The organism is Paenibacillus sp. DP01 (assembly GCF_044784315.1).
Lineage (GTDB): Bacteria > Bacillota > Bacilli > Paenibacillales > Paenibacillaceae > Paenibacillus > Paenibacillus polymyxa.
This window is the reverse complement of the sequence record NZ_CP173059.1, coordinates 4,335,001-4,348,215: the sequence shown is the minus strand read 5'-3', so window position 1 is coordinate 4,348,215 and position 13,215 is coordinate 4,335,001. Positions and strand designations below refer to the sequence as shown.

Annotated in this window: 14 protein-coding genes and 1 other annotated feature; all 14 genes read left to right on the top strand. The window is 45.4% G+C overall.

Going from position 1 to position 13,215, the window contains the following annotated elements; all coding sequences use genetic code 11:
- The first annotated feature begins 65 nt into the window (after nt 1-65).
- The 14 genes from ACH59B_RS19050 (at nt 66) to ACH59B_RS18985 (ending at nt 12,955) form a co-directional block, all read left to right on the top strand.
- Nucleotides 66-911, top strand: a complete 846-nt coding sequence (locus ACH59B_RS19050; protein ID WP_123797556.1) for a peptidoglycan DD-metalloendopeptidase family protein — start codon at nt 66-68, stop codon at nt 909-911.
- The gene (locus ACH59B_RS19045; RefSeq protein WP_016818430.1) at nt 904-1,782 is read left to right on the top strand and encodes a M50 family metallopeptidase; all 879 of its coding nucleotides are present in this window, start codon (nt 904-906) and stop codon (nt 1,780-1,782) included. The genes ACH59B_RS19050 and ACH59B_RS19045 overlap by 8 nt, the downstream gene beginning before the upstream one ends.
- A 48-nt stretch (nt 1,783-1,830) precedes the next feature.
- Complete coding sequence (locus tag ACH59B_RS19040; protein WP_123797555.1) at nt 1,831-3,015, top strand: Rne/Rng family ribonuclease; 1,185 nt, start codon at nt 1,831-1,833, stop codon at nt 3,013-3,015.
- A gap of 96 nt (nt 3,016-3,111) precedes the next feature.
- Nucleotides 3,112-3,198 (top strand) — a sequence feature (ribosomal protein L21 leader region).
- A gap of 13 nt (nt 3,199-3,211) precedes the next feature.
- A complete protein-coding gene (rplU, locus tag ACH59B_RS19035) occupies nt 3,212-3,523 on the top strand; it encodes a 50S ribosomal protein L21 (RefSeq protein ID WP_013311592.1) in 312 nt (103 codons plus the stop codon).
- A 13-nt stretch (nt 3,524-3,536) separates the two neighbouring features.
- Entirely contained in the window at nt 3,537-3,875 is a 339-nt protein-coding gene (locus tag ACH59B_RS19030) for a ribosomal-processing cysteine protease Prp (protein WP_016818432.1), read from the top strand.
- 5 nt (nt 3,876-3,880) lie between these two features.
- Nucleotides 3,881-4,198 carry a 50S ribosomal protein L27 gene (gene rpmA, locus ACH59B_RS19025; RefSeq protein WP_013311590.1) on the top strand — a complete coding sequence of 106 codons (318 nt, stop codon included), beginning with the start codon at nt 3,881-3,883 and terminating at the stop codon, nt 4,196-4,198.
- 146 nt (nt 4,199-4,344) lie between these two features.
- The gene (locus tag ACH59B_RS19020) at nt 4,345-5,082 is read left to right on the top strand and encodes a Spo0B domain-containing protein (protein ID WP_025365643.1); all 738 of its coding nucleotides are present in this window, start codon (nt 4,345-4,347) and stop codon (nt 5,080-5,082) included.
- Nucleotides 5,083-5,095: 13 nt separating this feature from the next.
- Nucleotides 5,096-6,406, top strand: coding sequence for a GTPase ObgE (gene obgE, locus ACH59B_RS19015; RefSeq protein WP_019688406.1), 1,311 nt, complete (start codon nt 5,096-5,098; stop codon nt 6,404-6,406).
- A 157-nt stretch (nt 6,407-6,563) separates the two neighbouring features.
- Nucleotides 6,564-7,001, top strand: a complete 438-nt coding sequence (locus tag ACH59B_RS19010) for an ACT domain-containing protein (protein WP_123797554.1) — start codon at nt 6,564-6,566, stop codon at nt 6,999-7,001.
- 41 nt (nt 7,002-7,042) lie between these two features.
- Nucleotides 7,043-8,329 (top strand): homoserine dehydrogenase, encoded by a 1,287-nt coding sequence (locus tag ACH59B_RS19005; RefSeq protein WP_031462083.1) that lies wholly within the window; start codon nt 7,043-7,045, stop codon nt 8,327-8,329.
- Between the two features lie 27 nt (nt 8,330-8,356).
- A complete protein-coding gene (gene thrB / locus ACH59B_RS19000) occupies nt 8,357-9,325 on the top strand; it encodes a homoserine kinase (protein ID WP_044788179.1) in 969 nt (322 codons plus the stop codon).
- Entirely contained in the window at nt 9,322-10,221 is a 900-nt protein-coding gene (gene pheA / locus ACH59B_RS18995) for a prephenate dehydratase (protein WP_016818437.1), read from the top strand. The genes thrB and pheA overlap by 4 nt, the downstream gene beginning before the upstream one ends.
- 17 nt (nt 10,222-10,238) lie before the next feature.
- On the top strand, nt 10,239-11,123 hold the full coding sequence (gene ilvE, locus ACH59B_RS18990; RefSeq protein WP_013372655.1) for a branched-chain-amino-acid transaminase: 885 nt from the start codon (nt 10,239-10,241) through the stop codon (nt 11,121-11,123).
- A 158-nt stretch (nt 11,124-11,281) separates the two neighbouring features.
- On the top strand, nt 11,282-12,955 hold the full coding sequence (locus ACH59B_RS18985) for a LysM peptidoglycan-binding domain-containing protein (RefSeq protein WP_113050808.1): 1,674 nt from the start codon (nt 11,282-11,284) through the stop codon (nt 12,953-12,955).
- Nucleotides 12,956-13,215: the final 260 nt, after the last annotated feature.

The window sequence follows — 13,215 nt, the reverse complement described above, 5'->3', positions numbered from 1 at the left end:
AACATAAGTTGAAGCCCGTCCTCATAAGATGTAATAAACTTACCTCGCTGAGGGGGCTGAATAAGATGGACAAAAATTCCGGAATCAAGCAGCGCAGAAAAGAACGTATACAGCAGCTAATCGAGGAAAACAAAGCGGAGGCGTATTCCTCAGGCATAGATCAGAACAGGTACGGGTACAGAGAAATGAAATCGATGCCTGTAGTCAGTGCCAACTCGCCCAGAGACCCAGAAACCGAGTGGAAAAATGATCGACAACGTTGGCAGCAATCTTTTGGGGCAAATCGTGGTCCGTCTTTTTGGAGTTCCTTTTGGCGCAGAACTGTCATAGCAACAGTGTTATTTGGAGTGGTATGGGGCTTATTTCGCTGGGATATTCCCTATGCAGTAAATTTGAGAATGTTTGTCGCGGATGCCTTGAATAAGGACATGGATTTTGTAGCCGCCGGACAATGGTATAAAACTTATTTTGACGGAGCTCCTTCCTTTTTACCGATTTTTGGCGAGGAGCATGAAACGAACCAGGTAGACGCTAGTCGAAAGGGCTCTCCACCGATTGAAGGCAATATAACACAGCCGTTTGTACTGAGCCTTAAAGGAGTAGAAATTACGCCGAATGTTACCGATAACGGGGCAATCGCTGTTAAAAGTATAGATGCAGGACGTGTATTGGACGTATTAAACCATCCCAAAAGTGGGATTTCGGTTACAGTTCGTCACACTGGTGGCATCACAGCAACTTATGGAAGACTTTCACGCTCTATCTTAAAAGTGAACGATTGGGTTCAGGAGGGTGAAGAGATCGGTGTATTGCCAGCAAATCACGGCGGTAGTGAGGTGGCAACTTTATTTTTGGCAATTCAAAGAGGGGATCAATACATTGACCCGTCGGAAGTGGTAGCCCTTGATTAATGTCCGAGGGGTGACCCTATCACTGCATCCACTGTTTGTACTAGTTATGCTGACCTCTGTATTAACTGGACATTTTATCGAGATCATGACCTTGTTTACACTGGTGTTTATACATGAACTAGGTCATGCGACAGCTGCTTCGTTGTTGGGGGCGCGGTTGCTTTCCATACAGATGTTACCCTTTGGAGGAGTAGCTGTCATTGAGGATCAAGGGAAGCTCAATGCGTGGAAGGAAATTGTCATTGCTCTAGCGGGCCCCCTGCAAAACGGAATCATGATCATCATTCTTTTGTGGCTTAGGCATGTGAGTGGGTTGGAGCATGATTATGTAAATTATATAATTCAGGGAAATGCTGTTATTGCATTGTTTAATTTGTTGCCCATTTTACCGCTCGATGGTGGGAAAATATTACAGTCACTGATTAGCTTATTCTTTTCTTATCATCGCACATTAGTATGGACTTTTAGAGCCAGTATCGTAACCAGTCTGCTGTTTTGCCTGTATGGTATTTCGCCGTTATTAAGGCAAGATGAGCCTTTACATTTAAATCTGCTGGCGGTAGGGATTTTTTTGCTTTATTCTAATATTGTGGATTATCGGAATATCCCTTACCGTTTTATACGTTTTTTGCTGGGGAGGGACGAGCTTTTTTACCGCGAAGCGGCTAAAGGAAGCATTGCTTTACCTATTGTATCCCTGCCAGTGAAACATTTGGAGCCTGTTTTGCGTCTTTTCAGAAGAGATCGATATCATATGGTTTACGTTATGAATGAACAGGGACGGATTGTAGCTGTATTGCCGGAGCAACGACTTATACGCTCTTATTTTGCGGCACGCCCGCCAAATGGTGGAGAATCCAAGCCCAAATAATGTTTTATGAATTGAGGAAGAGGCTGTATTCAGAGAGGTTGAAAAACCATGAAGCAAATGATTGTACAATGCCAACAGCAGATGACCCAAATGGCACTGTTGGAAGAGGGACGGTTGGTTGAATATGCGGCTGAACTACCGCGAAAACGGGGAATTCTAGGTTCTTTTTTCAAAGCTAGGGTGGTCAATGTGCTACCGGGAATGCAAGCCGCCTTTGTTGACATTGGACAGCGCAAGAATGCCTTTTTGTATGTGGATGACGTACTTCATGCCCATTTGGACAAGCAGCCAGAGGTAAAGCCGTCCATTTCTGAACTGTTAAAGGTGGGGCAGGAAATCGTAGTACAGGTATTAAAAGAGGCAGTTGGTAGCAAAGGAGCCAGGGTGACCACTCATTTTTCACTTCCCGGCCGCTGGATTGTTTACATGCCCCGTGCTGATTATGTGGCCGTATCCAAGAAGATTGAGCGTGAGGGAGAACGTGCCCGTTTGAAAGCAATGGGAGAGCAACTGCGCACGGGTGAGGAAGGGGTCATCATTCGTACTGTTTCAGAGGAAATGAGTATAGAGGCGATTGAAAATGATCTGAATCAACTACGCAAGCAATGGGCGGCTATTCAGCGTAAAGCAAGTGAACACTCCGCACCGTGTGAATTGCACCGGGATCTGAGTATCGTTCAGCGTTTAATTCGCGATGTGTTTACACCTGAGCAGGATGAACTGGTCATTGACAGTGAGGAGCAAGCAAAGGATGCAGAAATAATGCTGCAACAGATCGGTTCTGCGAAAGCTCATGTAAGTATATTTCGCAGTGCAGAAGAAACTATTTTCAAAGCTTATGGCATTCATGAGCAGCTGGAACGCGATTTTGCGCGAAAGGTATGGCTTCAGGGTGGCGGATACATTGTCATTGATCATACGGAGGCATTGACCGTCGTTGATGTGAATACTGGGAAGTTTACGGGCGGCAGTAATCTGGAAGAGACGGTGACCCAGACTAACATTGAAGCAGCAGAAGAAATTGCCCGCCTGGTACGTGTCCGTGATATTGGTGGTATTATCATCATTGATTTTATTGATATGGAACAAGAGGAGAATCGTAGGGAAGTATCCTCTGTGCTGGAGGCAAGATTAAAAAAGGACCGGACTAAATCCTATGTTGTCGGTTGGACGCGGTTAGGTTTACTGGAAATGACCCGCAAAAAAGTGCGTGAAGAAAAGACTCTCGTATAGAACGTGCGTAATCAAAATTATTTCAAAACTAAAGGTTGAATGTGTACGAAGCTTGTGCTACAATCATTTAGTATGTGTGATGCGTAAGATTGGCTGCACATGCTGTAACCGCTCCAATCAGGTACTGAAGTGCAGTATCTTAAAGAAACTGCCACCTGCTATTAGGCGAGTCTGAGACATAAGGAGGTGCAAGCAAATGTACGCAATTATCGAAACAGGTGGTAAGCAATACAAAGTTCAAGAGGGCGACGTATTGTTCATCGAGAAGTTGGAAGCTAATGATGGTGAAACTGTAACGTTCGATCGTGTTCTGGCAGTGTCCGGCGACAATGGCTTGACAGCAGGTACACCGCTTCTTTCTGGAGCTTCTGTAACGGCTAAAGTTGAGAAGCATGGTCAAGGTCAAAAGGTCATCGTATACAAATACAAACCTAAAAAGAACTACCATGTGAAGCAAGGTCATCGTCAACCGTACACGAAAGTGACGATTGAAAAAATCCAAGCGTAAGAGGGTGCGATAATTGATTATCGTGCGTATTATACGACTGGAGGATGGCAGCATACAGGGGTTTTCTGTTAAAGGCCATGCGAATTTTGCTAAATCTGGCGAAGATATCGTATGTGCTGGTGTTTCGGCGGTAACCGTAGGAACTGTCAATTCGATTGTAGCTCTTACGGACGTTGAAATGGAAACGGAAATGGAAAACGGCTTTTTAAGCGCGTATCTATCTCCTGAAAGTTATCATGATGCGAACGCACAGGTTCAACTGTTGTTGGAATCCATGGTGATTATGCTGACAAGCATTGCTGAATCATACGGTAAGTATATTCAAATAGAAAATAAACAAAGAAGGAGGTAGACATCATGTTGAAATTGACATTGGATCTTCAGTTATTCGCATCGAAAAAAGGTGTAGGTTCCACAAAAAACGGACGTGACAGCAGATCGAAACGTCTTGGAGTGAAACGTGCTGACGGTCAAGCAGTTACCGGCGGTAGCATCTTGGTTCGTCAACGCGGAACGAAAATTCACCCGGGCACGAACGTGGGCATCGGTAAGGACGACACTCTGTTCGCGAAAGTGGACGGCGTTGTGAAGTTCGAACGTTGGGGCCGTGATCGCAAAAAGGTGAGCATCTACCCGATCGACGTTGCTCCAGTAGCAGCTACTGTAGAAGCTTAATAGCGGCTTAGACACGCTGAAAAGCCTCCGGCACTTTTGTCGGAGGCTTTTTTGCATGATGGTAATGAACTGGAAAGTTAGTCTGTGCTATACTGGATTAAGGTTGTTGACTAGTCCATTTAATTATCGCAGAACGGAGAGAAGCCATGTTCCAGCGGATAAGAGCGCCTTATCTGGCGTTGGGTTCCATTCTGATTCCTTTGGTTTTTTCACTGCTCTATCCCAAAGCATTAACGATTATCATACTAGCTGTGTGGGCTGTAGCTGCTGCTTGTTTTGGTATGTGGTATACCCATAGACAGGTTGAACTTGAGCGGAAAGCTGCTTTGCGTTCTTTTGAGCGTACAGCGATAGCAACGCTTAACCATCATCGGCATGACTGGATGAATGATTTACAGGTGCTTTATGGCTATATTCGTATGAATAAGCATGATAAATCAGCTGCTTATGTGGAAACAATAAAAGGGCGGGTGTCGGAAGACAGTAAAATATCTAAGCTGGGTATTCCCTCGCTGGTGTTTTATTTGCAGTCTTTTCGCGTGAACGCCGGAAATTTACAATTGTCGGTAAAGGTTGAGGAAGAGTTAAAGTTAGACGCTGTCATGTCTCCCGAAGACGGCGAGTCGCTTGCCTCGGCCGTCATACAAACGGTGCGTGCGTATCAATATGGCGGGGGCCGGTCGTCCTGGGGAGAAGTGCGCAGATTGACACTTTATTTCGGTATGGATCAGAATGATGTTATCGTCCGCTTTGAAGGAAGTGACATACCTGCCGATTTAAATATACTAAAGCAGGTCAGATCCGTACTCGGAAGTGAACGCCTTCGAACAGAGAAGCTCCCTACAGGAGATATGCTTCAAATTCGAATGCAGTGCCAGACATAAGGAAGGTGTAACCATGTTTGTAGATAAAGCGAAGATTTTTGTTAAAGGCGGTGACGGTGGAGACGGATTAATTGCGTTTCGCCGTGAGAAATACGTTCCTAATGGTGGCCCAGCTGGTGGTGACGGAGGGAACGGTGGAGATGTGATTTTCCGTGTAGATGAGGGTTTGCGCACCTTGATGGATTTTCGATACCAACGGCATTTTAAAGCCCAGCGTGGAGTAAAAGGTCGCAACAAAAGCCAACACGGAGCCAACGCAGAGCACATGATCGTCCGTATACCACCGGGAACAGTTATCATGGATGATGACACTGGTGAAGTATTGGCAGATATGACACGTCATGGCCAACAGGTCGTTGTAGCTAAAGGAGGACGCGGAGGACGCGGTAATATTCGTTTTGCTACACCGAGCAATCCAGCGCCTGAATTGGCTGAAAACGGTGCGGAGGGGCAAGAACGTTATATTACACTTGAGTTAAAAGTGATGGCTGACGTAGGCTTGGTCGGATTTCCTAGTGTAGGAAAGTCTACCTTGTTGTCAGTTGTATCTTCCGCAAAACCTAAAATTGGCGCATACCACTTTACAACGATTACCCCAAATCTGGGCGTCGTAGATGTGGGGGATCAGCGGAACTTTGTGATGGCCGATTTGCCTGGTTTGATCGAAGGAGCTCATGAAGGCACTGGACTGGGTCATGAATTCCTGCGGCATATTGAGCGGACGCGAATCATTATCCATGTTGTGGATATGGCGGGCTCTGAAGGACGTGACCCGTTTGAAGACTGGACCAAAATAAACGACGAATTAAAGCAATATAATGCAGCTCTGGCTGAGCGTCCACAAATTGTGGCGGCCAATAAAATGGATATGCCGGAAGCTGAAGAAAATCTTGCTCACTTCAAAGAGCAAATTGCTGCGATACGTCCTGACCTTGAAATCATGCCTATTTCCTCTCTGACACGTCAGGGGGTAAAGGAACTGCTCTATCGAGCTGCTGATCTGTTGGATCAAATACCGGACGAGCCGGTTGTTGAGGAAGTAGCAGAAGTCAATGAACGTAAGGTATTTAAGTTGGATACGGCCGAAGACGAGGGCTTTACGATTGTACGTGAAAACGACACATTCGTAGTGCACAGCCCCAAAATTGAGCGCATGATGAAGCGCATGCAGATGAATTCTCATGATGCCATCTTAAAATTAGCAAGAACGTTGCGTCATATGGGTGTGGATGCTGAGCTACGTAAGCGTGGTGCCACAGATGGTACATCTGTACGCATTGCTGATTTCGAGTTCGAATTTGTAGAAGGTAGCAGTTACTACTAAAAATGAAATAAGGCTTTAAAACCTGAACGGTTACTGCACTATAGGGAATTCTATAGAAGGCAGTAGCCGTTTTTTGTATTGTTAGCTTGCCGATTTTCAAGAGTTTCGATATAATGTCCTCTATACAAAAACATAAGTCTTTGAGGAGAGGACGTTCTTGAAAGAGCGCTATTACTTGGTACGGGAAGATATTTTGCCTGAATCTATTGTTAAGACCATACAGGTAAAACTGCTGCTGGCTTCGGGAGATGTTAAAACCGTACATGATGCTGTGGAGCAAGTTGGGCTAAGCCGAAGCGCCTTTTATAAATATAAAGATGGCATACATTTGGTTAACCAGTTGGAGCGCGAGCGAATTGTCAATATCTCTATTGATCTAGAGCATCAATCCGGCATGCTGTCCAGGGTGCTCGGTAGAGTGGCAGATTACGGAGGTAATGTGCTGACGATCCAGCAAAGTATTCCACTGCAAGGCAGAGCCAACGTAGTCATCTCAGTAGAAATGTCCAGGCTTAGTGATGAATTGGGTGTTCTGCTGGAGGGCTTGGAGAGCATTTCTGGAGTCAAGCGGGTCCGCCTGATTGGGCAAGGCTGAGCGATACAGTTCGTTAGATAAAAGTTGCAGGAGGGGAATGGATGAAACCGGTCAAAGTAGGATTGTTAGGCTTGGGGACTGTAGGTACGGGAGTCGTTCGAATCGTTGAGGGTAATCAGGAAGACTTGAGCAGACAAGTCGGTTCACCGATCGTCATTGAAAAAATAGCTGTAAAAAACATAGAAAAGTATCGTGCCATTGAAGTGGACACCGCCAAGCTTACGGAGGACCCGTGGGAAGTCATTCGAGATCCTGAAATTGATGTGATTATCGAAGTCATGGGTGGGATTGATCAGACGAAGGAGTACATTCTCGAAGCGCTAGAGAGGGGCAAGCACATTGTAACGGCCAACAAGGACTTAATGGCATTGCACGGTTCTGAAGTATTGGCAAAGGCACAGGAAAAACAATGTGATATTTTTTATGAGGCTAGCGTAGCGGGCGGTATACCGATCATTCGTACGCTCATCGAAGGTTTCTCCTCTGACCGTATTACCCGCATTATGGGGATTGTGAACGGGACAACAAACTATATTTTAACTAAAATGAGCCAGGAAGGAGCCTCGTATGAGGAGGTTCTTAAGGAAGCCCAAGAGCTTGGATACGCAGAATCTGATCCGACCTCAGATGTCGAAGGGTTGGATGCGGCCCGAAAGATGGCGATACTTGGGACCCTTGGTTTCCGTTCCAATGTAGAGCTCAAGGATGTAAGCGTGAGCGGTATTTCCAAGGTAACCAGTGAAGATATTGCTTTTGCTAAAAGATTAGGATATGAAATGAAATTACTTGGCATTGCAGAGCGTCAAGGTGATGAATTTACGATTAATGTTCAGCCAACTATGGTGCGCAAGCAGCATCCATTAGCTTCGGTGAACGGGGTGTTCAACGCAGTTTATGTACATGGTGAAGCGGTGGGTGAAACCATGTTTTATGGTGCAGGTGCAGGCGAAATGCCAACAGCTACATCAGTTGTGGCTGACCTGGTGGCTGTAGTGAAAAACCTCAAACTCGGCGTAAATGGGCTTAAAGCAATCGTACCCTACAATCCGAAGAAAATTAGCAATGACGAAGACGTGTATTTCAAAAATTTCGTGCTTTTGCACGTGGATGATAAAGCGGGGGTATTGGCACAGATTACGCAGGTATTTGCTGAATTCAATGTCAGTTTGGCATCTGTCGTGCAGCAACCGAATGAGACTAATCCCGATGCTGAAATTATTATCGTGACTCATTTAGCTAGCAAAGCAAGTATGAAAAAAGTTTTAGAGCATTTTGAAACTTTGGACGTGATCCGCCGCATCAAGAGTGTATATCGGGTAGAGGGATAGTCAATAAAAGCAGGAGGAATCATCTGTATGACCGTTTTGAAAACAGCAAGAGTGCGTGTGCCTGCTAGTACGGCCAACCTGGGCCCTGGCTTTGATACATTGGGCATGGCATTGTCTCTATACGCATGGATTGAACTAAAAGAGGCCAAGCAGACATCTTTTCATCTGTACGGAGATCAAATGAATGGCGTTCCCCAAGATAAAACCAATTTGATTTACAAGGTAGCACAAATGGTTTTTCGTGAAGCAGGTGTATCTGTTCCTGAGCTGGAAATTTCGATGTACTCGGATATTCCGCTTACCCGTGGTTTGGGCAGCAGTGCTTCCGCCATTGTAGGTGCCCTGGTGGCTGCTAATACGCTGATTGGCTCGCCTCTGTCGGATTCCAAGCTATTTGACATGGCAAGCGCTATCGAAAAGCATCCGGACAATGTCGGAGCCTCTCTGTTTGGTGGTATTATTACTGCTATGTGGGATGGCGAGCATGCCAAGCACTTACGGATTGAACCGGATGCTAATCTAGAGGTAATGGTAGTTATTCCAGATTTTCAACTGTCTACGTCGAAGGCCAGAGAGGTCCTGCCTACCCACGTATCCTTGAAGGATGCTGTATATAATATAAGTCATGCTTCAATGCTGGTAGCGGCATTGGCATCGGGCCGAACAGATCTAATCGCCGAAGCGATGCGGGATCAGCTTCATCAGCCTTACCGCGCGGCACTAGTGCCGGGTATGACAGAGATCCTACAGGATGCGCACCATTATGGTGCATTGGGTGTGGCCCTTAGTGGTGCTGGACCGACGTTGCTGGCATTGATGGATCAACGGGAAAATCGCAAAGCGGAGCTTGAACTGTATTTAACGGAGACAATGAACAAAGAAGGGATCACTGCGTCTGTTTTGAAATTGCGCCCAGAGGTTGAAGGGGTTAAAGTATATACAGAAGGGAATACACACCCTTTTATGGATATGATTAAAGGGGAACTTACGATATGAAACGAATTGCACTTCTTCCTGAGGGGACTGTTTCTCATGAAGCGATTAAATATTTGTTAGGAGATACACCCTGTGAACTTCTATTTTACAAACATATAGCAGACGTATTTCAGGCAATAGACAAGGGACAGGCAGACTATAGTGTAATTCCTATTGAAAATACGATTGACGGCTCTGTGAGTTTGCATATGGACTGGCTTGTACATGAGGTAGACATTCCAATGCAGGCGGAATGGGTATATCCTTCGATTCAAAATCTTATTGGACATCGTAGTGAATTTCTTGGGGATCAGGACGAGCTGGATTTGAGCAAAGTGGTCAAAATTATGTCCCATCCTGTAGCGCTTCCCCAATGTAAAGAATTCATACAAGCTTTCGCTCCTCAAGCTGAGCTGGAGAGTGCAGGAAGTACGGCCGAAGCCGTCGAAATTGTTAAACATAACCCAGGTAAAGGTTGGACCGCTCTCGGAACCAAGCTTGCGGCTGCCAAACACGGATTGGACATTTTGGCCAGCAAGGTGACGGATCACGATAACAATTTTACCCGCTTTGTCTTGATTGGACATGAACCTGTAAGGTTCCCGCGTACGCCAGAAGGCCAGCGAACCAGTATTTTGGTCACGCCGCCACAGGATTTCCCGGGAGCGCTGCATCAGGTTTTATCTGCATTTGCATGGCGCAGGTTAAACCTGTCTCGTATTGAATCGCGTCCGACCAAAAAGCAATTGGGGAATTATTATTTTTACATTGAAGTTCTGGAATCTCTGCATTCCGTTTTGCTTCCGGCAGCCTTTGCAGAGATCGAGGCTTTGGGGTGCCATGTACGCATTCTTGGCTCTTATCCAAGCTACAAGTATGTTGAAGCAGCGATCGAACCTATTTTGAAGGAACATTAATCGGAGGTGTGGTTGTAATGGCAGAACAATGGATTTATCTGGATGGGCAGCATGTAACTAAGGAGAACGCAAAGGTTTCCGTATATGACCATGGTTTCTTGTACGGAGACGGTATATTTGAGGGTATTCGTATTTATAACGGAAATATTTTTAAATGTAAGGAGCATTTAGAGCGCCTGTATGATTCTGCAAAATCTATTCAGTTGAACATTCCGCTGTCTCCTGATGAAATGTTGGAAGCCATGGCTGAAACGATTCGCCTTAACGAAATGCGTAATGGATATATTCGATTGGTTGTATCCCGTGGTGCTGGAAATCTAGGTTTGGATCCCCTTCGTTGTGCAAAGGCGAGTGTCATCATTATCGTCGAGCAGCTCGCCATTTACCCGGAAGAAGCTTATTTGACAGGTCTGAAGACAATCTCTGTCTCTCAGCGTCGCAACATCCCGGATGCTTTGAATCCAAAGATTAAATCATTGAACTACCTCAACAATATCCTGGTGAAGATCCAGTCTAACTATGCTGGTGTAGGTGAGGCTATTATGCTCAATTCCCAAGGATATGTGACGGAAGGTTCTGCTGACAACATTTTCATTGTCAAAAATGGAGTGTTGTACACACCGCCTTGTTATTTGGGAGCGCTTGAGGGGATTACTCGTAATGCTATCATCGATTTGTGTGCCAAGCTTGGATATTCGCTTAAGGAGCAACCTTTTACATTGCATGATGTATATGTCGCGGACGAGGTGTTTTTTACGGGAACCGCGGCAGAAGTGATTGCAGCTTATGAAGTAGATGGTCGTACGATTGGCTCCGGTGTTGCCGGTCCAGTGACTTTGGAGCTTCTGGCTGAGTTCCGGAAGATTGTGGATCAGGATGGCTATAAAGTGTGGCAGGACTAAAATAATCGAGATCCTTTTGACTGAATGCTTGTAAGAGTATTCGGTCGAGAGGATTTTTTTGTTTGTAGGGGGTCATTCGCCCGGGAGGTGCATAGGATGTAATAACAGAAGCCGGGCGTTTATCCCGCCCGAACGAAAGTCTAGGAGGTTTGTGACCTGTGAAAATACACATCGTCAAAAAAGGTGACACTCTATACTTACTGGCACAGAAGTATAATGTGACACTAGAGAAAGTTATCGCCGCCAATCCCCAATTGGCAGACCCTAATCAGTTGAGCATCGGTGAGAAAATCAAAATTCCGACAGATCCTGTTACGATGGAAACACAGCCGTCAACGGTCTATCAACACAAGGTTAAGCAAGGTGATACGTTATGGAAGTTGTCTAAGGCGTGGAATGTACCACTTAAGATAATTATTGATGCCAATTCCCAACTTAAAAACCCGAACGCACTTCTGGTTGGAGAAACAGTTAATATTCCACACTACAAAGAAAACGCATCTGATCTTTCTATGAATAAAAAAAATACCGCAGTGAAAGAAGAGATGACACAGCCTAAAACCGAATCCCCGACCAAGGAAGAACTTACCCAGCCCAAGGCGGAATTAACACAGCCTAAACCGGAGAATATGCCTAGCCCTAAAGAAGAAATGACACAGCCGAAAGAAACAGTGAATCCTCCTAAGCTTCCTGAATTAAAACTGCCTGAAGCTCCTATGGCGCCCGTCAATATGGCACCCGTGAACATGGCACCTGTCAATATGGCGCCCGTAAATCCTGCTCCACCTCAATTGCAGCCCATAATTACTCAACCTGCCCCACCTCAACAAATGCAACCTATAGTCACCCAACCTATAGTCACTCAACCGATTGCACCTAAACCGCAGCTTCCAATTAATATCGAAAAGCAACCTGTAACTGAAAAGTTTTGTGGCTGCACAAGCTCGAAGCCGATGGAAAATTCCTCATGGCCATTACAGCAACCGACATTTGATTACAGTCCGCCAATAAATGCAATGCCGAACTCGTTGTATCCGGGGATTGGGTCTCCTCAGAATTGGGGGGATGCTCCTGTAAATACTTCCTTTGCAGAACATGCCTCTCCTACTGTAGTTGCAGATCAGGGCTATCATCATGACTGTGAGCATCCATGGTGCTGGGGACCTGTGCAGACAGCAGCACCCATACATGCTCATCCCACACCTTATCCTGCCTATTCAGATTGCTGCTGCACCCCTGGATATTATCCGAGTCATGAAGCGTCTGAAAATACATCCTATCCTGTCTATCCTCCATTTATCCACCAAGGGGGTCCGCAGCAGCAACCAGAGAGTGCAGTCCAGGGTAGCCAGTGGGGCAACGCATGGGGAGGACCACAATATAGTATGCCTGCAAGTGGATACGTGTCCGACTTTAGCCAACCAATGGCTCAACACGCCGCGAATCATCCATATCATCCGTTCGCACATGGAAATGCACCTATGTATCCATTAGAGGGATATACAACGCCCTATATGTTTATGCCAGACTGTGGATGCCGGGAAGGAAACATCGAGTCGGCGCCAGCCTCTCCGGGAACGCAAGAGGTAGGTAACAATCTGACTATTCCATCGCAAAATGAAGGTGCTTCTTCAAAAAAAGACGATAGCGCGTCTAAAGGCAAATCAAAAGACAACTCTAGCAGTACATCCAAGGAAGAAACATCTAAAGCCAAGGTTTCAAGTGAACATGCTACTGTTAAGAAGCATAAATCCCGTAAATCGACAGGAGGAAGATCTCGCTCCTCATCCTATAGTGCTCGTGCACGTCAAAATCCATGGATTAATGACTGACGCAGATAAATATAAGAAAGAGGTAAACACTAGTACCGTCCCGATTTGTTAGTCATAAGGTGAAAGGAATAAATGTTAAAGAGGCTGTTATTCTGCTAGTTGAGAATGATAGTCTCTTTTTTTAATGCAGTAATCCTACACATGAATAATGTCACTAAAAAAGATGTTGCTAATTAGCGTAGTCATGTGGTATATTCTTATAGTTTTCTTTTACAAGATGATTAGCAACATAAAAACAAATTAGAATTAATTGAAAAATT